We start from the raw sequence: 25,820 nt of genomic DNA, 5'->3' as shown, positions 1-25,820 counted from the left end.
AACCTCGTTCATTGTCGCGAGGAATTGCTCCAGCCAGAAGCTACGGACTTTATAGATCCATCTGATTTCACCGCAGGGGCTGTCTTTTCAAGACAGCTCACTGCTGAGTGACAGATATTTTTTTTGGATAAATTCACCGTGAATTAATCGCCATAGGCTCTCAATTCGAAAACCCACCATCAATACTATGCGTCATAAATACGCACAACAACCCAGAACAAGGATTCTCAACAATCAAAGACTATTACTCACAGCAGTTCTTTTTAAACAACAACCATGACGATCGATTCAATATTGCTTTATATGAAATACAAAGAACATCAAGAATAAACGAACCCAAAGACTCCAAGACAAGCATCAACCTAAAGAGCCATAGACGCCACCCATATCTTAAACACCTTACAAAGATTAAAGTTCAATACACAATTTATCATGAAAAGCAAGAAAGAAATTTCGGATTTCTACATCAGTCTTCAAGAAGATCATCACGTTGAAAAATCAACAGTCAACGAAAAAAACAGGATCATCATTCATGAATCCAGACACCCTATTTCCGCACTCTCTACCATTGAATCCTTTGTGGATGAAATCAATCAATCCAACAGCGTGGCTTTTGATGATTCAAGTACAATCATAAAAACAGCTCCAGCACGAGGCAACCGTCTGGAAGGCTACTACTGGAAAATCAACGAATGCCTTGATGCCTACTCAGAGAGATTCGTTTACAGCCCGAAGGTGGAGGCTTTCTATCAAGCTTGCGAGAAGATCGGCATAGACCCTCGATTCATGAGCTTTGGAAAATCCACTGAAGTCTGTCTTCCTGATGGCAAGACAACGAATGCTCAGGTCTTTAATGAACTGATCAAGGTAATACGCAGCATCTGCCATTCGAATTCGTACCAAAGAAAGCTACAAGGACATCAGCGCAATGCTCTTCGAAGAAAGGCAAAGGTCCTGACATGGGAGTCAGAACTGTTCAGATGGCGATCTCGGCATTTAGTGATTTCATTGACCCTGAGCTACAAAGAGCAGTTTAGATCTGTGACCACATTGGAGTTGATACAAGAGCATCTAAAAAATCTGCTGAACAACAGACGAAACAATAAGCTTCTGAAAGGCATCAACGGGTATGTTTGGAAAATTGAAGATGGAATTTCCGTGGGGCTGCATGTTCATCTGTTGATCGCTTACTCAACACAGACCAATCAAGACATCTTAGTCGCAGAGAAGATTGGTCAATATTGGGAAGCTTTCATCACAGATGGTCAAGGGCAGTACTGGAACAGCAACAAGAACCCCAAAAGATATGAGACACTGGGACACGGCATCGGCGTTGGACAGATCAATCACAACGACGCCGAGAGGCGCGATGCTTTGAGAAAAAACCTTGAATACCTGATGAAGGCAGATCAGCATCTCAAGCAAAAGGGCTGCGCGAGAACTCACACAATAGCTATGAGTCGAATACCAGAAAGATCTAATGCAGGAAGAACTCGAAAGGATATAAACCCATGTCAGGAAGCACGATAGAAATCGATTCAATCAACAAACTTTATCTGGAAAAAATCGAAGAGATCCGGGATTTCCTTCTTCGAATTGAATTGATTTCAAAAATTAATGACAAGCATTTCGGAGTGACTTTTAGCTACTCTGCAGATCCTTTCGAGCCAGCTATTGATTTAATCAATATTGAAAAAGAAATTGAGATTTTTGAGAGCTACAAATCAGGCTATCACTGGTATCGATCGAAGAAATCCGTTTTTAGAAACGTACCTGACGCCATTGCAAGCGCTGCACGGCTCAGTCGATATTACTGCCTCCACAAAGTTGATCACAAGGAAGCCTTGCGTTGGCTTCTTCAAGCTCACGAGAAGAAAGGAATAGTTGAATACCAACTAACACGAACTCAATCAGAAAAATATAAAGATGCCTTCAAAAAAACCTCACAACTCTCAACAGACTCGACCAAACAGGCTGTTCTCCTTGGAGTTTACGGGTTCACCCCTTCTGAGCAACATATGTCACGATCAAAGATTGTTGATGCATGCATACCAGAAATACAAAAAATCATAGAGGATGGAAGAATTCAACCATCATGCGAAATAGAATCCATCATCAATAATGTCAATCTTTGGATTCACAGGGATGATGAGTTCAAGAAACACTTTTTAGCGCTCGAGGAAGTTATAAGAAGAGGAGAATCCCCAAAAAAATCGGGTTTTAACGTCCCATTTCTAGAGGTATTTACACCGGCAAACAGTGAGGAGGAAGAGAGTGACGAAGAAGACGATGATGACTTTTAAATCTCGTGGATCAACCCCAGTCACTCCCATCTGAGAAATTCATAGGCTCGATATAATCTGCCGATGAGGCAAATGGTCCAACCCGTATCGTTCTCGTTACGACAGATCGAGGGCCCTTGCAACTTGCAGCGTCTTCCGGATCGGCTTGTTCAAGTGACTTCATTTTCAACGACTGCCTGAGTTTCGCATCAGGGGTCTGCTCCAGGTAGCGCTCTAGGGATGTCATCCGTTTTGCAGGGCGTTCAACCTTGGACTGTGAGTGCCCAAAATTGCGTCCTCCACGGATGACGTCTGGCCGCAGCACAGAGTCCAAGAGCAAGCGGCGACCAATGGACCTCCAAAGCAGCCGCCTTTTCGTATCAGCATCATTCGACAAATAGCCGATACCATTTTCGAGAACACGGCCTTTTATGCGGTTGAGGCACATATAGACCCCTTGCCCATTATTTATAGCATCTACCCATATCTGCCCCATCGCCATTCCATCTATAACGTCACCAATACCTGAACGTGCATGCAAGAACACATGTACATGAATCACATAACCTCGCTGTGGAGAGTACTCTATTCTCCAGAGGCAACCAATCCATTCACCTCGATATTTGGCCTTTATTTTTCTTACCCATTTTTCACGATCAGCCCGCACAGTATTTTCGTTCAACCCACTTGCATTCAACTTTCCTTGGGTGTTCAGGGATCGGTCAGGATCTGGGTTTTTATACCCCAACTCCAACTGAATAACTTGCAGATTGTTCAGGCTCAATTTATTTACAAAATACCGAGCTGACCTGATATTTTTCTTTGCAGCAGATAACCAGTTTTTGTCTGATCTCTGAACTGAAATTTCGCTCAGTTCATGCCGGATTTTATCCAGCTGTTCGTTCATCCGCCTGACATTCGACAGCACTGCGTCATGCGGCAAATATGCACCTGTCAATGTGAAATATCCACTCATATTACTGGAGATTTTTAGAAACCTCTCCACAAGTGGAGAAAACTCGCAACCGCCAAAAATTCCTCTAATTCTCTCCAAGGTGTACACATCCAACCCTAGAACATTTTTGATCAAGTCCGACGCCAAAATTCTTAATACAGGTCGCCGACCATACCCTCTTATTTCTTCGCATCCTACTTTTTCATACTGACCATGCTTCAGAAATTTCCTTAAATTATTATCTACGTGCTCAACCGCGTTCCAATAGTCAAACTCTTCTGATATTTGACACATGAACCCACCATGATCGTTCATCTCGTAATACGCACGTTTTTCTTCAATTGCTTCCCTAAGAGTAATCGACCCAGAAAGGCTGAGGGGAACTCGTAGAAAAGCACTACCGTCTTTAGATCGACGCCAATGGGTACGGCTATTGCTATTCACTTTGCCCTCTCTTTAACGGTTCTTTTGGTCGGCAGTTTACGCTCGGTTTTTTGACGCTTAATCTGCAACCACTCGTTGAGTTCACACTCCAAAAAGCCCGTCGCTCGCGCAGAAAGCTTGATCGGCTTGGGAAAGTCTGGATCAAACAAAGGGTCTGCGGGACTGAGCTTTCTGTAAAGCAGCTGTCGCGAAATCCCCAGATGTTCGGCGGAGGGGGTCACACGCAAGATTCGATTTTCAGAGGTGTCCGGGGGCCGCCGGACTGGTGAGCTGGACATTTTTTTGAACTCCTTCATCACCCCACCATGGGGTGCCCCTGAACTGTAGGGAGCTCAGCACAGCCACGCGATTTCAAGCTGCTGTTTTTTTTTACATTGGGATGAAATATAATGGTTTACCATTGTTTTTATTTAACATTTTCTCTTTCACCAAAGAGACCCCGTGAACTGCTGTGACATCACTCCTGATCGACTCCAGCACGTCGTCCATCACACTGCAGCGAGGCCCGGTCGCTGCCGTTTAGAGCGGTGGTCGCGACTTATGCCCAAACAGACAAGCCAATAGAAGCACCGCCGTACTCCGTCACCAGCGATGCACTGATGCACTCGCAGCCGTCGCATGTGCAGACGAGGCATAACTTCTTGCCTTGCATAGCTTTTTTTCCAACCCGAGGAACCAGCAGAACCAAGTCGACCCAGACGGGGGACTTATGTCGAGGTAATGCGCATGTGATTTAGAGTCCGGCAACCAGGTCGATTGTGAGCGCCGTGCATGCTTGCCATCAGCAAGAGACCTCTATTGCCACATACTGGTACGCTGCGCAATACCAGCCGCTTTTCGCCGAAAAAGAGAGAATTGGGTACGCGGGAAGTTTTCCACTTGACCCCTCTTCGCCAGCTATTGCCCGAACTATCAGTACTTCGGTCCTCCGTGTGCCACCAAGAAAACTTATGAAGTTCCGCACCCAAACGCTATTACCAAGAGCGATGCTCAACAGTCCAGAAACTCACGCCGCAGGTGCAGGGGATAACTGCGCTTGGCAGCATTGCTCCACGGCCCACTCACGAGTGAATTAGCCCCCCAAGAACGCACCGCTAAACGTTTAGGTAATTTGTCTTTATCAAATTCAGTTTGAAGCTCACAAGAGATGGCCTCTGGAAGCTCAATCCTTTGTATATATCTTATTTATGCACTCACTCAACGGACCTACGCGCATCGAGAGAAAAAATGAGTTGATATATTAGGCATCTTGCGCCTTGCAGAATTTGGGCAATGCAATATCGAAAAACCTGGAAATCTTCGATGAGTACAGCAAGGCACACCCACACCAATCCTTGAGTGCGCTTTATTCAGAAATGAAGTCACTCCTCTTTCCCTTCGCGCCTCCCCTAACCAAGGACATCGAGTTGCATGAATAAATGAGTCAAAGAGTCGAGGGGTTATCAATTTTTCTGAACGCTGCAATCTATCCGGCTCGCGCAAGTAGCGGAACAACGGTCGCCCCTACACGCAACCTATCCAGGTAGTCAGCCCACTGCTGGATCTGCGAGAAGCGCTTTTTTAGGTACTGAGTGCGGTTGTAGCTCCGACCATTGGAGTCTTTCACAGCGTGGGCCAGATTCGCTTCAATCGCGAGTGGATCAAGATCCAACTCGTCAACCATCATCGTGCGAGCACTGGCCCGAAAACCATGCCAACTCTGATCCTTACCGAAGCCCAGGCTATAGAGTGCACTGCGAACCGAGTTATCGGACATGGGACGGTCATGATCACGCTGCCCGGGAAACACAAAACGGCCATGACCAGTCAAAGGCTGCAACTCTCGCAAAAGCGTCACGACCTGGATTGGCAGGGGCACCACGTGCGGCTCGCCATGCTCCTTTTCATCAACAGTCCGCTTCATCTTGACGCTGGGAATAGTCCACACCGCGGCATCCAGATCCAATTCGGCCCACTCCATCATCCTCAAGTTGCCTGGGCGCTGGTACAGGATGGGGGCAATCAGCAACGCCGTGCGCACGACCAACCCGCCTTTGTAGGCATACATGGCCCTCAGCAACTCACCAAAGCGTAAAGGCTCCACGATGGCAGGGAAATTGGTTCCTCTGTACGGAGTAAGGCGCTTCTTCAATCCCTCGGTGATGTTGCGCTGCTCTTTGCTGGCGGTGGGCAGCCAGTACTCGTAGATCTGCCGGACCAGCATCAAAGCTCTATCAGCAGTCTCGACCGCACCACGTCCCTCGATTTTCTGCAGCACCGCCAGCAGTTCCATGGGCTCGATAGCAGCCATGGGTCGAGCGTTCAGCCAGGGGAAAAGATCACGCTCCAGCTGTCGCTTGGTTCGATCCGCATGACCTGGACTCCATTTCGGAAGCTGTTTGACATGCCATTCAAGCGCAACTTCTTTGAATGTTGCTCCGTCCAGGCTCACACCTTTGAGCCTTTCGATCCTTCGGGCTTGTACTGGATCAACCCCATCAGCCTTTTGCAGCCGGGCAGCATCCCTTGCTCGCCGAGCAGCCATCAAACCAACGTCTGGATAGCTCCCCAGAGCCAACTGCTTTTCCTTGTTCTGCATACGGTACTTGTAGAACCATCGCTTGGAGCCAGCAGGACTGACTTGCAAGTACAGCCCACCAGAGTCAGTGAAGCGCGCCTGCCTGCGATCTGGCGGGCACTTGGCATTACGGCATTGCATGTCTGTCAGCACGGGGAAAGCTCCAAAAAAGGGGGTACATCTTGGTGGATCTGGAAGCGTATCGCAGTTTGCACCCCCTGTCACACCCCCTTCAAGCCATAGCTCTCATTGGACATCCATGGACAAAAAACACAGTAAATTGTTGATTTTCCTAAGAAAAAAGGCGTTCACTGGACTTCAGTGAACGCCTTTGGACGTTGTAGTGGTGGAGCTGGGGGCATCGCGATCGCCATCGGTGCGATGGTGGACGCTGCGGTGGTGATGATCGAGAACGCGCACAAGCACCTGGAGCGTTGGGGCCATGAGCACCCGGGGCAGGTCCTCTCGGGCGAACCGCGCTGGCGCGTGATTGGTGAGGCGGCCGCAGAGGTCGGGCCCGCGCTGTTCTTTTCTCTGCTGATCATCACGCTGAGCTTCATCCCGGTGTTCACGCTGCAGGCGCAAGAAGGAAGGCTGTTCGCTCCCCTGGCCTACACCAAGACCTATGCCATGGCGGCAGCGGCAGGGCTGGCCGTCACGCTGATCCCGGTGTTGATGGGCTACCTGATACGGGGCCGCATCCCCGATGAACACTCCAACCCCTTGAACCGGCTGCTGATCGCGCTCTACCGCCCCTGCCTGAACGCGGTGTTGCGGGCACCGAAGCTGACGCTGGTGGTGGCCACCGTGCTGCTGCTGGCCAGCCTGTGGCCGCTCAAGCACATCGGTGCCGAGTTCATGCCCCGGCTGGACGAGGGGGACCTGCTGTACATGCCGACCGCGCTGCCCGGTCTGTCGGCCGGCAAGGCCGCCGAGTTGCTGCAGCAGACCGACCGACTGATCAAGACCGTGCCCGAGGTGCTCAGCGTCTACGGCAAGGCGGGCCGCTCGGACAGCGCCACCGACCCGGCACCGCTGGAGATGTTCGAGACCACCATCCAGTTCAAGCCGCGCAGCCAGTGGCGCGCCGGCATGACGCCCGACAAGCTGGTCGAAGAACTGGACCGCACGGTGCGTGTGCCCGGCCTGTCCAACATCTGGGTACCACCGATCCGCAACCGCATTGACATGCTCGCCACCGGCATCAAAAGTCCCGTGGGCGTGAAGGTGGCAGGCACCGACCTGGCCACCATCGACCGCCTCACAGGTCAGATCGAGGCCGCCATCAAGCAGGTCCCTGGGGTCAGCAGCGCGCTGGCCGAGCGCCTGACCGGCGGGCGCTACATCGACGTGGACATCCGGCGCGATGACGCGGCGCGCTACGGCCTGAACATCGCCGACGTGCAGGACGTGGTCGCGGGTGCGGTGGGTGGCATGGAGGTCGGACAGACCGTCGAAGGCCTGCAGCGCTATGCCATCAACCTGCGCTACCCGCGCGAACTGCGTGATTCGCTGGAGGCCCTGCGCGCCCTGCCCATCGTGAGCCCCAGGGGCCAGCGCCTGGTGCTGTCGGACGTCGCCCGCATCGCCATCTCGGACGGTCCGCCCATGCTGCGCAGCGAGAACGCCCGGCTGGCCGGTTTCGTGTACGTAGACATCCGTGGGCGCGATCTGCGTGGTGCAGTGAAGGAGATGCAGCACGTGGTGGCCGAGCAGGTGGATCTGCCGGCCGGCTATTCGGTGTCGTGGTCGGGTCAGTTCGAGTTCCTGGAGCGGGCCGCCGCCCAGCTCAAGCTGGTGGTGCCGTTCACGCTGCTGATCATCTTAGTGCTGCTGTACCTCACCTTCCGGCGCTTCGACGAAGCGCTGCTGATCATGACCACACTGCCGTTCGCGCTGGTGGGCGGCGTGTGGCTGCTGTGGGCACTGGGACACAACCTCTCGGTGGCCAGCGCGGTGGGCTTCATCGCGCTGGCCGGCGTGGCGGCCGAGTTCGGCGTGATCATGCTGCTCTACCTGAAACAGGCCTGGGCGGCACGCGAGGCCGTTGGTCAGGACACCGATGCCGATCTCCTGGACGCAATCCGCGAGGGCGCGGTCCTGCGAGTGCGCCCCAAGGCCATGACCGTGGCCGTGATCGTGGCGGGCCTGCTGCCGCTGTTCTGGGGCAACGGCACGGGCAGCGAGGTGATGCAGCGCATTGCCGCACCGATGGTGGGAGGGATGATCAGTGCGCCGCTGCTGTCCATGCTGGTGATACCGGCGGTGTATCGGTTGATGCGGCGGCGCGGGAGGTAGCCGACTCGGTTGTGCGCGAGCATCACTTGAGTCTTGATGGCATCGAGTTTGATGCGCGCGCACCACAGGTTTTTGCACCCTGAACAACTGGCTTTCTCCAGGAGAAACAGAGCACCAAAAAGGTCATCGTCCGCTATAGAGTGGCGACTCTTGTCGTCAAACCACACGCAAGGTTTGACCAGAGCGGGCTCTATTTACTGTCGAGTGTTCACAAAGGACTGATCATGATTTCTGGCTTCACGAAGGCCGCCATCCTCAGAGCCGTACTAAACGGATCGACCCTTGCAGAAGCAGCTCGTCAAGAGCACATCACAACCGCGCGCGGGCGCTCCGCCCTCCAGCAACTGTGCCGCCGACTTCGTTTACCTGCCGAGGCCTCCGAGATTCAAGCGCACGTTGTCTGTGATTTCACAATGGTCTCTGAAGGGTTGAACAGTCCCTTGAGCATCGACAAAACGGTGGAAACCCCTGACGCATTCAAGGCAAGTATGTGTCCAACCCAGTCGCCCCGAGGCGTTAAACCGGGTGTTGCTTCAGCCTACAAGTTCATACCTTCTGCATCGTGCGCCGCGGCATCGATTTTCACCTTGCCCCTGACGATGACCTCCCTCGCGGTTTCGCCGCGCATCCAGCAGTCCACCATGTCCGCCCATACCTGCATAAGGACCCGCCGAGGCCCGGAAAATCGAGCATGGTTGTAGGCGGCAGCGACTTGGTCCTTTTTCTGGTGGGCCAGGCAGGCTTCGACCAAGGCCTCCGGGAAGAGCGCGTCGTTGAGCCGTGACGAGAATGTTCGGCGCAGATCGTGCACTGAGACCGGCAGAAACAGATCCTGACTGGGTGTTCGATCCTTGTTGATCCGATCCACCGAAGCGGCGATCGTCCGGTTCAGCGTTGCCTGGCTGATCGGCTCGGCGGAGTCATACCGGCTTGGATGGAGAAAGTTGCTCGACGGGAAGCAGGTTCGAAGCGTTGTCAGGATGTCCAGGGCCTGCTCTCCCAAATACACCGTGTGCGGCTTGCCAGCCTTCATCCTCTCAGCTGGGATCAGCCACTGTGCCCGTTCCCAGTCCACTTCCGCCCAAGTAGCTCCGATGAACTCACCTTTGCGCACACCCGTCAGCAGCAAGAACCTGACTGCCAGCCGTAGTGTCGGCGCAGTGCCAGTCATCTCCAGACCGTCGAGCAACGTCTTGATTTCATGGCGGTTCAAGTTGCGCTCGCGCGGGACAAACGTCGCGTAGGCCTTCCGAGCGAGCGCTTCCGCCGGATTGGCGATATCGACGCCTTTGCCGTTGGCAAACCGGTAGACCTGCAACACGAGTTCCCTGGCGTGCACAGCCGGTCCTGGGCCTCGTTCAGTCTTGACGCGGTCGAGCAACTCACCCAGCGCGACCGGCTTGATCTCGTCGAGGTTCAGCTTCCCGAACGGACCGACCAGGATGCGGTCATAGATCGAACGCCGCAACGCCAGCGTGCTGTCGGCCAGCCGCTCGGCGCCGCTTTTGGCGTCGGACTTGAACTCGAAGTACCGTACCGCCCAGCGCCCAAAGCTCATGGCGTCTGCAACTTCATTGCGCCGCTCAACCTTGGCTCGAGCGGGAGATCGCCCGGAACTGACATCGACACGCGCCCGAGCCAGCAGCAGGCGCGCCTCTTCCAGCGTCACATCCATGCCGTAGGCAAGGTGAGATCGCTGGGCATGGCGGGCAACCGGTTCATGTCGTCCGATGGTCAGCGTCTCGCGTCGGCCGCTCAGTCGATAGTCGTAGCGGAAGGACCTGCTGCCACTGGGTGAGACGACGACGTAGAGACCATTGCCTCCGTCGCTGACCTTGTAGGCCCGCTCGCCCGGCAGTAATTCTCGCAGTTTGGCTTCCGTCAAACCGTGGCGTGTTCTCGCGCTCGCCAGCCCAACCCGCGCCCGTTCCATCAAGGTGTTCATGAGATCTCCGATCCGTTGCTTGTCGCAGGACCGAGGTACCGTCATGGGGTCTGACGGTATCGCTGCAGGCCTGCCAGCTTAGGTGCCCGGATACCGTCAGGTCAACCGTCAGAACGCATGGGACGCCCTGGGATTCGATGGGACGCCGTGGGACGCTAAGTCATTGTCCCCACAGCAAAATCGGGTTTTCCTGGGATGTTCCGAAACACCTTGGGACGATCTTGACTCATTCCCACTCGATCGTCGCCGGCGGCTTGGAGCTCACGTCGTAGGTCACGCGGTTGATGCCGCGCACCTCGTTGATGATACGGCTGCTGACCTTCTTGAGCAGCGCGTACGGCAGCTCGGCCCAGTCGGCGGTCATGAAGTCGCTGGTCTGGACCGCGCGCAGGGCGACCACGTAGTCGTAGGTGCGGCCGTCGCCCATCACGCCCACGCTCCTGACCGGCAGGAACACGGTGAAGGCCTGGCTGGTGAGTTCGTACCAGGTCTTGCCCGAGTTGGGCTCGATCGTCGAGCGCAACTCCTCGATGAAGATCGCATCGGCGCGGCGCAGCAGATCCGCGTATTCCTTCTTCACCTCGCCCAGGATGCGCACGCCCAGACCCGGGCCGGGGAAGGGGTGGCGGTAGACCATGTCGTGCGGCAGGCCCAGCGCCACGCCGAGTTCGCGCACCTCGTCCTTGAACAGGTCACGCAGCGGCTCCAGCAGTTTCAGGCCCAACTGTTCGGGCAGGCCGCCCACGTTGTGGTGGCTCTTGATGGTCACGGCCTTCTTGCTCCTGGCACCGCCGGACTCGATCACGTCGGGATAAATTGTCCCTTGCGCCAACCACTTGGCGCCTTTTGTTGATGCACCACTTGAAATGAGTTTGGCTGCTTCGGCCTTGAACACCTCGACGAATTCGCGGCCGATGATCTTGCGCTTGGCCTCCGGCTCGCTCACGCCGGCCAGGTGGCCGAGGAACTGGTCGGCCGCGTCCACCCGGATCACCCTGGCGTGCAGCTTGCCGACGAACATGTCCATCACCATGTCGCCCTCGTTCAGGCGCAGCAGGCCGTGGTCGACGAAGACGCAGGTGAGCTGCTCGCCGATGGCGCGGTGGATGAGCGCGGCAGCCACGGACGAATCCACCCCGCCGGACAAGCCCAGGATCACCTCCTCGTCACCCACCTGCTCGCGAATCTTCTGCACCGCTTCCTCGATGTGGTCGCGCATCACCCAGTCGGGGCGCGTGCCGCAGATCTCCAGCACGAAGCGCTCCAGCAGCGCGCGGCCCTGTACGGTGTGCGTGACCTCGGGGTGGAACTGCACCGCGTAAAAGTGGCGCGCCTCGTCGGCCATGCCGGCGATGGGGCAGGAATCGGTGCTGGCCATGAGCTTGAAGCCGGGCGGCAGCTCGGTGACTTTGTCGCCATGGCTCATCCACACCTTGAGCATGCCGTGGCCCTCGGGCGTGTGGAAGTCGGCGATGTCCTTGAGCAGCGCGGTGTGGCCGCGGGCACGCACCTCGGCGTAGCCGAACTCGCGGCTGTGCGAGCCTTCGACTTTGCCGCCGAGCTGCTGGGCCATGGTCTGCATGCCGTAGCAGATGCCCAGCACGGGCACGCCCAGTCCGTAGACCGCATCGGGCGCCTTGTCGTCCACCTCGTACACGCTGGCGTGGCTGCCTGAGAGGATGACGCCCTTGAGCTGCCCGTCGGCCGCGAATTCGCGCACCCAGTCGCTGCTGACGTCGCAGGGGTGGACCTCGCAGTAGACGTGCGCCTCGCGCACACGGCGCGCGATGAGCTGGGTGACCTGGGAGCCGAAATCGAGGATGAGGATTTTCTGGTGCTGCATGGAAAAGTCTCGGGAGCGTCGGGCGATTGAAAAGAAAAAGGCCGTCTCGCTGGACGGCCTGTGGGGTGGACCTGCTCAGTCCGCCCGGTAGTTCGGGGCTTCCTTGGTGATCTGCACGTCGTGCACATGGCTCTCGCGGATGCCGGCCGAGGTGATCTCGACGAACTCGGCCTTGTGGCGCATGTGCTCGATGCTCGGGCAGCCGCAGTAGCCCATGGCCGCGCGCAGGCCGCCGGCCATCTGGAAGATGATGGAGACCACCGAGCCCTTGTAGGGCACGCGGCCTTCGATGCCCTCGGGCACCAGCTTGTCGGCGTTGGGGTTGCCGGTGCTGCTTTCCTGGAAGTAGCGGTCGGCGCTGCCTTGCTGCATGGCGCCGATCGAGCCCATGCCACGGTAGCTCTTGTAGCTGCGGCCCTGGTACAGCACGATCTCGCCCGGCGCCTCTTCGGTGCCGGCGAACATGCCTCCCATCATCACGGTGTTGGCGCCCGCCGCGATGGCCTTGGCGATGTCGCCGCTGTAGCGGATGCCGCCGTCGGCGATCATGGGCACGCCCGTACCCTGCAGGGCACTGGCCACGTTGTCGATGGCCATGATCTGCGGCACGCCCACGCCCGCCACGATGCGGGTGGTGCAGATCGAGCCCGGGCCGATGCCGACCTTGACCGCATCGGCCCCAGCCTCCACCAGCGCCATGGCCGCGCCACCCGTGGCGATGTTGCCGCCGATCACGTCGATCTGCGGGTAGTTCTGCTTGACCCAGCGCACGCGGTCGATCACGCCTTTGCTGTGGCCGTGCGCGGTGTCCACCACGATGGCGTCCACACCCGCCTTGACCAGGGCTTCCACACGTTCTTCCGTGCCCTCACCCACGCCCACCGCCGCACCCACGCGCAGGCGGCCGGCCGCGTCGCGCGCTGCATTGGGGAAGTTGAGCTGTTTGGTGATGTCCTTGACCGTGATCAGGCCCTTGAGCTCGAAAGCGTCGTTGACCAGCAGCAGGCGTTCGAGCTTGTGCTTGTTCAACAGCGTCTTGGCTTCGGCGGGCGTGGTGCCATCGGGCATGGTCACGAGGCGTTCGCGCGGCGTCATGATCTCGCTCACCGGCAGGTCGTAGCGGGTCTCGAAGCGCAGGTCGCGCCCGGTGACGATGCCGACCACCTTGCCGCCGTCGACCACCGGGAAGCCGGAGACGCCCAGGTCGTCGGAGAGCTTCATGACCTGGCGGATCGTGGTCTGCGGGGAGATCACCACCGGATCGCGCAGCACGCCCGACTCGTAGCGCTTGACCTTGGCCACCTGGGCCGCCTGCTCGGCTGGCGTGAGGTTCTTGTGAACGATGCCGATGCCGCCTTCCTGGGCAATCGCGATGGCCAGGCGTGCCTCGGTCACCGTGTCCATGGCCGCGGAAACCAGCGGCAGATTCAGCTTGATGTTGCGGGAGAACTGGGTGGCAAGCGAAGTGTCCTTGGGCAGGACCTGGGAGTACGCTGGCACCAGCAACACGTCGTCGAAGGTGAGCGCTTTGCCGAGGAGGCGCATGGGTAAAGCTCCAAAAGCGGCAATTGTAGCCGGGCCTCCCTGGGGCAAACCCGCGCGCGGACTCTTCGTCGGTGTACCGCTCAGACTGCAAAAGCCACCGTTCCAGCGGCTTGTGGGGGCCGCTGGCGAAGATGCCTCATTGGCGGCCCCGGCCCGCCGCTACACTCGCGAAATGGCTCAAAAATCCTCCTCCATCCCGCTCTGGCGCGCCGCCGCCCTGACAGGTCTGCTGCTGACGACCAGCATGGCCGCCATGGCGCAATGGCAATGGATCGACAGCACAGGCCGCAAGGTCTTCAGCGACACGGCACCGCCTGCCAGCGTGCCCGACAAGAACATCATCAAGAGCCCGGGCGCACCCCGCACGCCGGTCGCTGCGGCGCCAACCGCGGCCCCTGAAGGGGACGCCGCACCTCCTGCAGCCATTGCAGCGGCACCGGCACCTGCAGCGCCCCAGTTGCCCGCGGTCGACAAGGAACTGGAGGCGAAGAAGAAGCAGGCCGAGCAGGCCGAAGAAGCCCGCAGGAAGGCCGAGGAACAGCGCATTGCCAAGGCGCGGGCCGACAACTGCGCGCGTGCCCGCAAGGCCAAAGGCACCATGGACTCGGGTGTGCGCCTGGCCACCACCAATGCCAAGGGTGAGCGTGAGGTTATGGACGACAAGACACGCGCAGCCGAGACCCGCCGCATGGAAGAGATCATCCGCAGCGACTGCTGAGCGGCGCGCTCAGTAGCCCGCCTTGGAGCCCGGCCGGCGGCGGGCGAACAGCCCCGTGGCGCGCGCGCCCTGCCCCACGAAGCGCTCACGCCGCGCCACCTTGGGATCCACCCGAAGTCCGCGCAGCACTTCCACCCGGTCGTTCTCGCGCAGCACCCGATCCCAACCAGCCTTGCGGCCCCAGACACCCAGCGCGAGTGGCTCGGCCTCGATCTCGGGAAAGCGCCGCAACCAGCCCGCCTGTTCCAGCGCGGCGCGCAGCGTGCAGCCTTCGGCCACGTTCAGTGCCGTCTCGAATACTTCGCGAGGGGCGCTTGCGTACATCAGGATGACCTTCATGGGCAAGAGGCTCAGTCCACGCCGTAGACCTGGTCAGCGCGCTTCACGAAGGCGTCCACCAGGCTGCCGGCAATGCGGTCGAACACCGGGCCCACCAATGCCGCCAGCGCGGAACTCGAAAAGCCATAGCTCAACTCAAATTCCACCTTGCAGGCGCGCTGGGTACCGTCCCCCAGGGGCGTGAATTGCCACACCCCGTCGAGCCGGGAAAACGGCCCGTCCACCAGTTCCATGCAGACTTTGCGGTCCTCTTCGTGGGTGTTGCGGGTGGTGAAACTCTGGCGCAGTCCACTGATGGCCATGCCCACCCGGGCGACCATGCTTCCGTCCACCTGTTCAAGCACCTCACCCTGGTCGCACCAAGGCAGGAACTGCGGATACCGCTCGATATCGGTGACGAGGGCGAACATCTCGTGTGCGCTGTGCCAGAGCAGAACGGACTTGTGGATGGTTTTCATACAATCGAAACCATTGTATTGGCCTCAAACGGCCGCATCTCACGCCCCATGGCCACCAAAAAAAGCACAGAAGCATCCGGCAAAGGCGTTGACAGCCGCATTGCCGACAACAAGAAGGCGCTCTTCAACTACGCGATCGAGGAACGCTTCGAGGCGGGCATGGTGCTGCAGGGATGGGAAGTCAAGGCATTGCGCGAGGGCAAGGTGCAGCTCACCGACGGCTACGTGGTGATCCGCGATGGCGAGATGTTTCTCATCGGCTGCCAGATCAACCCTTTGCACACCGCCTCCACCCACGTCAGCCCGGACTCGGTGCGCACCAAGAAGTTGCTGCTGCACAAGGAGCAGATCCACCGCCTGACTGCCAAGGTCGAGCAGAAGGGCTTCACCCTGGTGCCTCTGAACCTGCACTGGAAGACCGGGCGCGTCAAATGCGAGGTCGCGCTGGCCAAGGGCAAGGCCGAGCACGACAAGCGCGACACCATCAAGGACCGCGAAGGCAGGCGCGAGGTGGAGCGGGCGATGAAGTCACGCAGCCGCTGACGGCGCGCAGCCGGGCCGTTCTCAGCCCAGGCTTCGCAATGGATGCGCATCCGCCGCCCAGGGGCTTTCGAAAAATGCCGCCACCTGCTCGGGCGTCACGTCCTCGATGCGGGCCGGATTCCACTTCGGCGCATGGTCCTTGTCCACCGCGAGAGCGCGGATACCCTCCACCGTTTCGCTGGCCGCGCCGGGGCGCAGGTGGAAGCAGCGGTGCACCATGTCGCGCTCCATGCGCAGGTCATCGGCCAGGCCCATGCCGCGTGCACGGCGGATCTGCTCCAGCACCACGTGCAGCATCAGCGGTGAGCGCTGGCGCAGCGTGGCGGCAGTGTGGCGTGCCCAGTCGCTGTCGGTGGCTTCCAGCGCGGCGATGATCTGTTGCACGTCGGGCAGGCCGAAAATGCGTTCGACGTCTTTGGCGGGCCAGGGCGCAGGCGCGGCAACGGTGTTCAGGTGGCTCGCGCACCAGCGTTCCACCGAGGCGCCGTTCTCGAACGGAGTTTTCTCCAGCGATGTCCACAGACCGGGCAGGCGGCCCGAGTCGATGAAGCCGTCGGCCAGGCCTGCCGTGAGCGCTTCGCGCCCGCCCAGCACCAGACCGGTAAGGGCCAGGTATTCGCCCAGGCGACCGGCGCAGCGGCTCAGGAAGTAGCCGCCGCCCACATCAGGGAACAGGCCGATGTGGGTCTCGGGCATGGCCAGCTTGCTGCGCTCGGTGACGATGCGCAGGCTCGCGCCCTGGCTGATGCCCATGCCGCCGCCCATGACGATACCGTCCATGAGCGCGATGTAGGGCTTGGGATAGGTCTGAACAAGGTGGTTGAGCGCGTATTCCTCGGTGAAGAAGTCTTCCAGTGCGGCATCGCCCGCGAGCGCGGCCTGGTGAAAGAAGCGGATGTCGCCGCCCGCGCAGAAGGCACCGAACGGCCCCTCCTTGCCGACACCTCGGATCACGACCGCCAGCACCGCATCGTCATCCTTCCAGGCCCGCAGCGCCCGCGTGAGGTCGCGGATCATGCCCAGCGAGAGCGCGTTCAGCGCCTTGGGCCGGTTCAGCGTGATGCAGCCCACGCGCCCCCGGAGTTCGGCAATCACATGGGTTTCTTCGGCGGCGGGGGCGTTCATCGTCGTGTTTCCGTTTCAATCGGTCATTGTGGCTGTTTGTCCACCGTCTGGATACGCGGTGTGCCGGCGCGCGAGCGCCAGCCCAGCAATTCGTTGAGCATGAGGGCGGTGATGACCACGCTGCCACCCATGAGTACCTCGGTTCCCGGTGCCTCGCCCGCGCCAATCCACGCCAGCAGGATGCCGAAGATCACTTCCAGCAGCGCCAGCAGCGACACCTCGGGCGCCGTGAGCGAACGCGCGCAGACCACCGCCAGTGCGCAGGGAATGGCCAGCTGCACCAGGCCGAGCAGGGCGAGCCAGGCAACGTCCGTGGCGGTGGCGGCAAACGGAAGGGCCAGCGGGAGCGTCATCAGCGACGACAGCACGCCGCCGAGCAGCACCGAGGGAACGAGGTCGATCTTCTCGCCGAGCGTCTGGCCGCGCTGCACCACCGTCCAGTTGATCGCGCCGGCCACCGGCACGCAAAGCGCCACCAGCGAGCCCGCGATCAGGCCGCCGGCTTCCAGATCAGGACGGGAGAACGCCTGCAGGAACTGGCTGCCGTACATGTACACGATGCCCGCGCCGGCGGCCAGGATGGCCAGCCAGGTGCGCAACGCCAGTTGCTGGCCGATGGCCACGCGCGCCACCAGCGCGGTGAACAGGGGCCCCACCGCCATGATGATCAGCACGTTGGCCACGGTGGTGAAGGTCAGCGCCAGCATGAAGGCGGTGAACATCACGCTCCAGCAGGCGCCGGAGATCCAGAACGCCGTCGAGCGCACAAGCACGCCCCAATGGCGCTCCAGCGGCCCTTGCGTGAGGTCGTCGGCGATCTGACCCGTCGCGCGGTCGGCGGCGCGCCACCAGGGCAGGAGCACCAGCAGCGAGATCGCGGTGAAGGCGCTGCGCCAGAAGGTGATCTCGAAACGCGCGGCCGATTCGAGCTGGCGCGCCACCACCCCCGCAATCGACCACATCAGGGTCGCCGCGATCATCACGAACACCGCCTGTGTATGCGTCAGGCGGCTCAGGGCACGGAATGGCATGGGCTCCCTTACCGTTCGGGCCGAGCTTGTCGAAGCCTTGGCCTACGCCCTGGCGAGCCCTTCGACAGGCTCAGGGCGAACGGAGATGGTTGGTGGCGGAAACGCTGAGGGCACTTCAGGCCTCGCGGCTGGCGCGCTTGCGGTCGTGTTCCTTCAGGTGGCGCTTGCGCAGACGCACGCTCTTGGGCGTGATCTCGACCAGTTCGTCGTCTTCGATGAATTCCACGCCGTACTCCAGCGTGAGGTCGATCGGGGGCGTGATCTTGATCGCGTCTTCCTTGCCGCTGACGCGGAAGTTGGTGAGCTGCTTGGTGCGCGTGGCATTGACGACCAGATCGTTGTCGCGGTTGTGGATGCCCACGATCATGCCCTCGTACACCGGGTCGCCGGCGCGCACGAACATGCGGCCGCGGTCGTCAAGCTTGCCCAGGGCGTAGGTGAAGATTTCGCCATCGTCCATGGAGATCAGCACGCCGTTCTTGCGGCTGCCGATGTCGCCCTTGTGAGGCTCATAGCCGTCGAAGATGTTGGCGATCAGGCCCGAGCCGCGCGTGAGGTTCAGGAATTCGTTGGTGAAGCCGATCAGGCCGCGCGCCGGAATGCGGTACTCCAGGCGGACCCGGCCGCGGCCATCGGGCTCCATATTCACCAGTTCACCCTTGCGTTCGCCAAGCGCCTGCATCACGCCACCCTGGTGCTGCTCCTCGATGTCGGCCGTCACCATTTCGATGGGCTCGTGGCGCACGCCGTCCACGTCGCGGAACACCACGCGCGGCTTGGACACCGCGAGTTCATAGCCTTCACGGCGCATGTTTTCCAGCAGGATGGTCAGGTGCAGTTCGCCACGACCCATCACCTCGAAGATGCCGTCTTCATCGGTCTCCTTCACGCGCAGCGCCACGTTGCTCTGCAGTTCCTTCTGCAGGCGGTCCCAGACCTGGCGGCTGGTCACGAACTTGCCTTCGCGTCCGGCCAGCGGGCTGGTGTTGACGCAGAAGTTCATGGTCAGCGTCGGCTCATCGATCTTGAGCATGGGCAGCGGAGCCGGGTCGAGCGGGTCGGTCACGGTCACGCCGATGCCGATGTCGGCAATGCCGTTGATCAGCACGATGTCGCCGGGGCCGGCCTCGGTCACCTGCACGCGGTCCAGGCCCTGGAAGGTCAGGACCTGGTTGATGCGGCCCTTGATGGACTTGCCGTCCGGACCTTCCATCACCAGCACGTCCATGCTGGGCTTGATGGTGCCGGCGCTGATGCGGCCCACGCCGATACGACCGACGAAGCTGGAGAAGTCCAGCGCGGAGACCTGCAACTGCAGCGGCGCGGCCGGGTCTCCCTGGTGGGCCGGCACGTGCTTGAGCACGGTGTTGAACAGGGCCGACATGTCCGGGCCCCATTGCTCGCCCGGCGCACCCTCTTCCAGCGAGGTCCAGCCGTTGATGCCCGAGGCGTAGACCACGGGGAAGTCCAGTTGTTCGTCGTTGGCGCCGAGCTTGTCGAACAGGTCGAATGCCGCGTTGATCACCTTGTCGGGGTTCGCGCCCGGCTTGTCCACCTTGTTCACCACCACGATGGGCTTGAGGCCCAGGGCCAATGCCTTTTTGGTCACGAAGCGGGTCTGGGGCATCGGGCCTTCCTGCGCGTCGATCAGCAGCACCACGCCGTCCACCATGGAGAGGGCGCGCTCCACCTCGCCACCGAAGTCCGCGTGGCCCGGGGTGTCTACGATGTTGATGTGCGTGCCTTCCCAGCTCACGGCACAGTTCTTGGCCAGGATGGTGATGCCGCGCTCGCGTTCGATGGCGTTGTTGTCCATCACCGTGTCGACCACCTTCTCGTGTTCGGCGAAGGTGCCCGACTGGCGCAGCAGCTGGTCCACCATGGTGGTCTTGCCATGGTCGACGTGGGCGATGATGGCGATGTTGCGGATTTGTTTGCTCATGTTGCGGGTTCCGGTGAGGTTTCCAGGATTTGCTGTATTTCGGAGGGGCTCAGCAGACGCCCCGGGATGAGTTCGCCGGCCATGGTGTGCGCGCTGCCGAGCAGCACCGGCGGCACAGTGGGGGTATCCGCGTTCTGGCCCGGCACGGGTCCGAACACCGCCACGCGTTCCTTGTCGGCCCAGTCGCCGCGGCGGCGCAGGCCGCTGAGGAAGCGGCCCGCATGCTCGGCGTCGAGCATGACGGCCTCGTGTCCGTCGAGCAGCGCCTGCACCGGCAACAGCCGCGCCAGGCGGCCTTCTTCGTCCAGGGCTTCGAACGCGTCCAGTGCGATGCACTGCGTGGCGTCGAACGGGCCGGTGGCGGTGCGGCGCAGCGCGGTGAGGTGGCCACCGCAGCCCAGCGCTTCGCCGATGTCTTCGCCCAGCGTGCGGATGTAGGTGCCCTTGCTGCAGCGCACCCGCAGACGCAGGTGCGGCGCCTCACCCTGCAACTGCATGTCCAGCAGTTCCAGGTCGTGGATGACCACGTGGCGCGCGGCGCGCTCCACCGTCTGGCCATCGCGCGCGTATTCATAGAGCGCCTTGCCGTCCTTCTTCAGGGCGCTGTGCATGGGCGGCACCTGCTCGATGGGGCCCATGAAGCGGTCCAGCACCTCGACCACCTGCCCCGCCGTGCAGTCCACCGGGCGCGACTCGACAACCGGGCCTTCCGCATCGCCGGTGGCGGTCTTCAGCCCCAGGCGCACGGTGGTCTCATAGGTCTTGTCGGCATTCAGGTGAATCTGGCTGAACTTGGTGGCGGCACCGAAGCACAACGGCAGCACGCCGCTGGCCAGCGGATCGAGCGTGCCGGTGTGGCCCGCCTTCTCGGCGCGCAACAGCCACTTGGCCTTCTGCAGGACCTGGTTGCTGGAGAGACCCAGCGGCTTGTCAAGCAACAACACCCCATGCACAGGGCGCCGCTGCACCCTGGTGCGTGGCGCGTGCATGGTCATTCTTCCTTTGAACGGGAGGAAACCGCCTTGGAGATCAAGGCGTTCATGTCGGCCGCACGTTCGGTGGTGCGGTCGAACACGAAGTGCAGCGTGGGCACGGTGTGGATGTGCAGGCGCTTGAACAGGCCACTGCGCAGAAACCCGGCCGCCGCGTTGAGTCCCTCAAGGGTCTCGTCGGGGTTGCCGGTGAGCAGGCTGAAGAACACCTTGGCGTGCGCGTAGTCGGGCGTCACCTCGACCGCGTTGAGCGTCACCATGCCCACCCGCGGATCCTTGAGTTCGCGCGCGATCAGCTCGGCCAGATCGCGCTGGATCTGGTCGGCCACGCGGAAGCCGCGGTTGGGGGTGGAAGACGCTTTGCGGGGCATGACGGGTTTACAGCGAGCGAGCCACTTCCTTGACTTCGAAGAATTCGAGCTGGTCGCCTTCCTTGATGTCGTTGTAGTTCTTCAGCTTGATACCGCACTCGAAGCCTTCCTTGACTTCGCGCACGTCGTCCTTGAGGCGCTTGAGCGAGTCGATCTCGCCGGTGTAGACCACCACGTTCTCGCGCAGCAGGCGGAAATGCGCGCCGCGCGTGACCTGACCGGAGGTGATCATGCAGCCAGCGACCGTGCCGATCTTCGACGCCACGAACACGGTGCGGATCTCGGCCGAGCCGATGACCTCTTCGCGTTTCTCGGGCGCCAGCATGCCGGACATGGCCGCTTTCAGATCGTCCACGGCGTCGTAGATGATGTTGTAGTAGCGCAGGTCGACGTCATTGCCCTCGGCCAGCTTGCGCGCGCCCACGTCGGCGCGCACATTGAAGCCGATGACCACCGCCTTGGAGGCGATCGCCAGGTTGACATCCGACTCGCTGATACCACCGACGCCGGCAAATACCAGTTGCACCTTGACCTCGTCGGTCGAGAGCTTGAGCAGCGAGGCCGAAAGCGCTTCCTGCGAGCCCTGCACGTCGGACTTGACGATGATGGGCAGCAGCTTGACCTCGCCGGCCGACATGTCGGAGAACATGTTCTCCAGCTTGGCGGCCTGCTGGCGGGCCAGCTTGGTGTTGCGGAATTTTCCTGCGCGGTAGGTCGCGATCTCGCGCGCACGGCGCTCGTCGGTCATCACCATGAAGTCATCGCCAGCCTGAGGCACTTCGGACAGACCCTGGATCTCGACCGGGATCGACGGACCGGCCGCCTTGATCGGCTTGCCATTCTCGTCGAGCATGGCACGCACGCGGCCGGATGTCTGACCCACCAGGATCACGTCGCCGGTCTTGAGCGTGCCGCTCTGCACCAGCACGGTGGCGACGGCGCCACGGCCCTTGTCGAGGCGCGCCTCGATCACCAGTCCCTTGGCCATGGCCTCGACCGGCGCCTTCAGCTCCAGCACCTCGGCCTGCAGAAGCACCTGCTCCAGCAGGGCGTCCACACCTTCACCGGTCTTGGCCGACACGCCCACGAACGGGGTATCGCCACCGAACTCCTCGGGAACGACTTCCTCGGCCACCAGTTCATTGCGCACTTTCTCGATGTTGATGCCCGGCTTGTCGATCTTGGTCATCGCCACCACCATCGGAACACCTGCCGCCTTCGCGTGCTTGATGGCTTCCTTGGTCTGCGGCATCACACCGTCGTCTGCCGCGCACACCAGGATCACGATGTCCGTGGCCTGGGCGCCGCGTGCTCGCATGGCGGTGAACGCCTCGTGACCCGGGGTATCGAGGAAGGAGATCATGCCGCGCGGGGTTTCCACGTGGTAGGCGCCGATGTGCTGCGTGATCCCGCCAGCCTCGCCCGCAGCGACCTTGGCGCGGCGGATGTAGTCGAGCAGCGAGGTCTTGCCGTGGTCGACGTGGCCCATGACGGTGACGACCGGCGCGCGGGGCACGGCCTCGGCTTCGTTCTGCGAAGCCTCCTCGTCGGTGAAGGCCTCCGGGTCGTCCAGGGCGGCGACGATGGCCTTGTGGCCCAGTTCTTCCACCACGATCATGGCGGTGTCCTGGTCCAGCGGCTGGTTGATCGTGACCATCTGGCCCAGCTTCATCAGCTGCTTGATGACCTCGGACGACTTCAGGCTCATCTTGTGCGCCAGCTCGGCCACGGTGATGGTCTCGGGCACATGCACCTCGATCACCTTGAACTCGGTCGGGGCCACGAAGCTGCCCGGCCCGCTGTCGCGCGCGTCGCGGTCATTGCGGCGGCCACGCGGACCACCGCGCCAGTTGGAACGCCCGGCACTGGTGTCGCCACGGGTCTTGATTTCCTTCTTCTTGGCCGCGTCGTCCTTCCAGGTAGAGGACAGGTTCTCGGACTTGATTTCCTTCTTGCCAGCAGCGCCAGCCGCGCCGGCGGCAGCGGGTGCCTTGGTTGGCGTGCCCGCAGGCTTGTGCAAGGTGCCCTTGATGCCGGTCTTCGGATCGGTGCCAGGGGCGGGCTCCGGCTTCTTGGCCACCATCGTCTTGGCAGGCGCCGACATCATGGCCCGGATATTGGCGGCCTCGGCCTCTGCCTTGCGGCGGCGCTCCAGCAAGTCCTGGGCGCGCAGGTCCTCGGCCTTCTTCGCCTCAGCGTTCTTGTCGACGATCACGCGCGTGGCCGTCGTCTCCGGCGCTGGCGCGGCAGGCGCCTTGGTCTTGGCGTCCTTGCCGGCCTTGGCCGCCGGGGCATCCGTCTCGGGCGCGGAGGCTTGCGAAGCGGCGCGCGCGGCGTTCTCGGCCGCCTCGGCAGCGGCGCGCTCCTTCTCTGCCTGTGCTTCGCGGGCCTCTTCGGCCTCGCGGGCCTGGCGCTTCTGGGTCAGTTCCTCTTCCTGGCGACGCAGCAGCTCGGCCTGGCGGCGGGCGTCCTCCTCGCGGCGGGCCAGCTCCTCGGTGTCGATGAGCGGGGCAGCGGGCGCGGTTTCGGCAGCGGTCTCGGGCACTGCCACATCGTCGTCGCGTTTGATGAAGGTGCGCTTCTTGCGCACCTCCACCTGGATCGTGCGGGCACGCCCGGTGGCGTCGGCCTGCTTGATCTCGGAGGTCGACTTCTTGACGAGCGTGATCTTCTTGCGCTCACCACCGGCCGTGCCGTGACTGGCCTTGAGGTGGCCGAGCAACGACTGCTTGTCGGATTCGGTGACCGCATCGGTCCCGGAAGTCTTGGGCACCCCCGCCGCGGAGAGTTGCTCCAGCAGGACGGTGGTGGGCTTGTTCAGCTCGGCAGCCAATTCGGCGACGGTGGTACTGGTCATGGGTTCTTTTCTCCGCTCGGGCCTCCGCTGGTCAGTTTGTGGATTGCGCTTCGTCACCGGCGAACCAGTGCGCGCGTGCCAGCATGATCAGCGCCGTGGCCTCTTCAGGCGTCTGTGCGGTGATGTCGGTGAGTTCATCGGTGGCCAGGTCGGCCAGGTCATCGCGGGTGTGCACACCGGCATCGGCCAGCTTGGCGATCAGTTCTGGGGTCATGCCCTCGAGGTCGCGCAGGTCCTGCGAGACCTCTTCGACGCTCTCTTCCCGCGCGATCTCCATCGTCAACAGGGCATCCTTGGCTCGGGTTCGCAGCTCGTTGACCGTGTCCTCGTCGAACGACTCGATCTCAAGCATTTCCTGCAGGGGCACGTAGGCCACCTCCTCGAGGCTGGTGAAGCCTTCCTCGATCAGGATATCGGCAATTTCCTGGTCCACGTCCAGCTTGGCCATGAACACCTTGCGGATGCCGTCGGCCTCTTCGGCCTGCTTCTGCGCCGACTCGTCGGCCGTCATGATGTTGATGCGCCAGCCCGTCAGCTCGGACGCCAGGCGCACGTTCTGTCCGCCCCGGCCGATGGCAATGGCGAGGTTTTCCTCGTCGACCACCACGTCCATGGCATGGCGCTCCTCGTCCACCACGATGGAGACCACGTTGGCCGGCGCCAGGGCACCGATGACGAACTGCGCCGGGTCTTCGGACCACAGCACGATGTCCACGCGCTCACCGGCGAGCTCGTTGGTCACGCCGTTGACGCGCGAGCCGCGAACGCCGACGCATGTGCCGATGGGGTCGATGCGGCGGTCGTTGCTGTGCACGGCGATCTTGGCGCGCGAGCCGGGATCGCGGGCGCAGGTCTTGATCTCGAGCAGGCCCTGTTCGATCTCGGGCACTTCCTGGCGGAACAGCTCGATCATGAACGCCGGGGCGGAGCGCGAGAGCAGGATCGGCGCGCCGCGCAGCGTCAGGTCCACTTCCATGATCATGGCGCGCACTCGGTCGCCGGTGCGGAAGTTTTCCTTCGGGATCATCTCGCCACGCTTGAGGCGGCCCTCGACCCGGCCACTCTCGATGATGAGGTCGCCCTTGTCCATGCGCTTGACGGTGCCAACGAATATCTTGTCGCCGCGCGACATGAAGTCGTTGAGCAGCATCTCGCGCTCGGCGTCGCGAATCTTCTGCAGGATCACCTGCTTGGCGGCCATCGCGCCAATGCGGCCGATCGGCACGCTTTCCACCGGCTTCTCGATGTAGTCGCCTTCCTCGATGTCGGCGAGTTCCTCGCGTGCGTCGGTCAGCAGCTCCTCGGCATCCGGGTTCTGCAGGCCCGCCTCGTCGGGCACGACCAGCCAGCGGCGGAAGGTTTCGTACGCGCCGGTGTCCGGGTCCATGGCAACACGGATGTCGACCTCGCCCTTGTAGAGCTTCTTGGTGGCCGAAGCCAGCGCGAGTTCCACGGCGCCGAGCACCACGTCACGCTCGACGTTCTTCTCGCGTGAGATCGCATCGATCAGCATCAACATTTCGCGGTTCATTTCACTCGCCCACCTTTCCGAATAGCTTGTTCTGGGTCACAACG

At 60.9% G+C, this 25,820-nt stretch carries 19 protein-coding genes and 1 pseudogene; 5 read left to right on the top strand and 15 right to left on the bottom strand.

The features are described from left to right. The first annotated feature begins 432 nt into the window (after positions 1-432). The gene (locus K5880_RS02270) at positions 433-1,530 is read left to right on the top strand and encodes a hypothetical protein (protein WP_297648180.1); all 1,098 of its coding nucleotides are present in this window, start codon (positions 433-435) and stop codon (positions 1,528-1,530) included. Next, entirely contained in the window at positions 1,512-2,303 is a 792-nt protein-coding gene (locus tag K5880_RS02265; RefSeq protein WP_297648177.1) for a hypothetical protein, read from the top strand. The genes K5880_RS02270 and K5880_RS02265 overlap by 19 nt, the downstream gene beginning before the upstream one ends. A gap of 10 nt (positions 2,304-2,313) precedes the next feature. On the opposite strand, the gene K5880_RS02260 is transcribed toward K5880_RS02265, so the two are convergent. The 3 genes from K5880_RS02260 to K5880_RS02250 all read right to left on the bottom strand — a co-directional run bounded on the left by K5880_RS02260 (position 2,314) and on the right by K5880_RS02250 (position 6,391). Then, positions 2,314-3,681, bottom strand: coding sequence for a hypothetical protein (locus tag K5880_RS02260; RefSeq protein WP_297648174.1), 1,368 nt, complete (start codon positions 3,679-3,681; stop codon positions 2,314-2,316). Beyond that, on the bottom strand, positions 3,678-3,977 hold the full coding sequence (locus K5880_RS02255; protein ID WP_297648171.1) for an AlpA family phage regulatory protein: 300 nt from the start codon (positions 3,975-3,977) through the stop codon (positions 3,678-3,680). The genes K5880_RS02260 and K5880_RS02255 overlap by 4 nt, the downstream gene beginning before the upstream one ends. Before the next feature lie 1,169 nt (positions 3,978-5,146). Further along, positions 5,147-6,391, bottom strand: a complete 1,245-nt coding sequence (locus tag K5880_RS02250) for an integrase arm-type DNA-binding domain-containing protein (protein WP_297648168.1) — start codon at positions 6,389-6,391, stop codon at positions 5,147-5,149. Positions 6,392-6,592: 201 nt separating this feature from the next. On the opposite strand from K5880_RS02250, the pseudogene K5880_RS02245 reads away from it, so the two are divergent. After that, a pseudogene (locus K5880_RS02245) lies at positions 6,593-8,536 on the top strand (CusA/CzcA family heavy metal efflux RND transporter); the annotation flags it as partial. 538 nt (positions 8,537-9,074) lie between these two features. Here K5880_RS02245 and K5880_RS02240 read toward each other — a convergent pair. The 3 genes from K5880_RS02240 to guaB all read right to left on the bottom strand — a co-directional run bounded on the left by K5880_RS02240 (position 9,075) and on the right by guaB (position 13,869). Beyond that, complete coding sequence (locus K5880_RS02240) at positions 9,075-10,481, bottom strand: site-specific integrase (RefSeq protein ID WP_241559593.1); 1,407 nt, start codon at positions 10,479-10,481, stop codon at positions 9,075-9,077. Between the two features lie 226 nt (positions 10,482-10,707). Beyond that, a complete protein-coding gene (gene guaA, locus K5880_RS02235; RefSeq protein ID WP_297648162.1) occupies positions 10,708-12,324 on the bottom strand; it encodes a glutamine-hydrolyzing GMP synthase in 1,617 nt (538 codons plus the stop codon). Between the two features lie 75 nt (positions 12,325-12,399). Continuing rightward, positions 12,400-13,869, bottom strand: coding sequence for an IMP dehydrogenase (guaB, locus tag K5880_RS02230; RefSeq protein ID WP_297648159.1), 1,470 nt, complete (start codon positions 13,867-13,869; stop codon positions 12,400-12,402). Between the two features lie 172 nt (positions 13,870-14,041). Here guaB and K5880_RS02225 point away from each other — a divergent pair, with 172 nt between their 5' ends. Then, a complete protein-coding gene (locus K5880_RS02225; RefSeq protein ID WP_297648157.1) occupies positions 14,042-14,587 on the top strand; it encodes a DUF4124 domain-containing protein in 546 nt (181 codons plus the stop codon). A 9-nt stretch (positions 14,588-14,596) separates the two neighbouring features. Here the strand turns inward: K5880_RS02225 and K5880_RS02220 are convergent, their stop codons facing one another. Beyond that, positions 14,597-14,926 (bottom strand): RnfH family protein, encoded by a 330-nt coding sequence (locus K5880_RS02220; protein ID WP_297648155.1) that lies wholly within the window; start codon positions 14,924-14,926, stop codon positions 14,597-14,599. Positions 14,927-14,937: 11 nt separating this feature from the next. Further along, positions 14,938-15,384 (bottom strand): type II toxin-antitoxin system RatA family toxin, encoded by a 447-nt coding sequence (locus K5880_RS02215; RefSeq protein WP_297648153.1) that lies wholly within the window; start codon positions 15,382-15,384, stop codon positions 14,938-14,940. A gap of 48 nt (positions 15,385-15,432) precedes the next feature. Between K5880_RS02215 and smpB the strand changes: the two genes are divergently transcribed. After that, positions 15,433-15,927, top strand: a complete 495-nt coding sequence (smpB, locus tag K5880_RS02210) for an SsrA-binding protein SmpB (RefSeq protein WP_297648150.1) — start codon at positions 15,433-15,435, stop codon at positions 15,925-15,927. A 21-nt stretch (positions 15,928-15,948) separates the two neighbouring features. Here smpB and K5880_RS02205 read toward each other — a convergent pair whose 3' ends face one another. The 7 genes from K5880_RS02205 to nusA all read right to left on the bottom strand — a co-directional run bounded on the left by K5880_RS02205 (position 15,949) and on the right by nusA (position 25,776). Further along, positions 15,949-17,052 carry an enoyl-CoA hydratase/isomerase family protein gene (locus K5880_RS02205; RefSeq protein WP_297648148.1) on the bottom strand — a complete coding sequence of 368 codons (1,104 nt, stop codon included), beginning with the start codon at positions 17,050-17,052 and terminating at the stop codon, positions 15,949-15,951. A gap of 23 nt (positions 17,053-17,075) precedes the next feature. Further along, complete coding sequence (locus K5880_RS02200; RefSeq protein ID WP_297648145.1) at positions 17,076-18,083, bottom strand: DMT family transporter; 1,008 nt, start codon at positions 18,081-18,083, stop codon at positions 17,076-17,078. A gap of 115 nt (positions 18,084-18,198) precedes the next feature. After that, positions 18,199-20,025, bottom strand: coding sequence for a translational GTPase TypA (typA, locus tag K5880_RS02195; protein WP_297648143.1), 1,827 nt, complete (start codon positions 20,023-20,025; stop codon positions 18,199-18,201). Next, the gene (truB, locus tag K5880_RS02190) at positions 20,022-21,014 is read right to left on the bottom strand and encodes a tRNA pseudouridine(55) synthase TruB (protein ID WP_297648140.1); all 993 of its coding nucleotides are present in this window, start codon (positions 21,012-21,014) and stop codon (positions 20,022-20,024) included. The genes typA and truB overlap by 4 nt, the downstream gene beginning before the upstream one ends. 2 nt (positions 21,015-21,016) lie before the next feature. Beyond that, on the bottom strand, positions 21,017-21,388 hold the full coding sequence (gene rbfA, locus K5880_RS02185; protein ID WP_297648137.1) for a 30S ribosome-binding factor RbfA: 372 nt from the start codon (positions 21,386-21,388) through the stop codon (positions 21,017-21,019). Between the two features lie 7 nt (positions 21,389-21,395). Continuing rightward, a complete protein-coding gene (gene infB, locus K5880_RS02180; RefSeq protein WP_297648134.1) occupies positions 21,396-24,245 on the bottom strand; it encodes a translation initiation factor IF-2 in 2,850 nt (949 codons plus the stop codon). Positions 24,246-24,276: 31 nt separating this feature from the next. Then, entirely contained in the window at positions 24,277-25,776 is a 1,500-nt protein-coding gene (gene nusA, locus K5880_RS02175; RefSeq protein WP_297648131.1) for a transcription termination factor NusA, read from the bottom strand. Between the last annotated feature and the right edge of the window lie 44 nt (positions 25,777-25,820).

Source organism: Hydrogenophaga sp., from assembly GCF_025699295.1.
In the GTDB taxonomy this organism is placed as follows: Bacteria; Pseudomonadota; Gammaproteobacteria; order Burkholderiales; family Burkholderiaceae_C; genus Hydrogenophaga.
The sequence above is the reverse complement of the archived record's forward strand: the minus strand, read 5'-3'. Positions and strand labels throughout refer to the sequence as shown.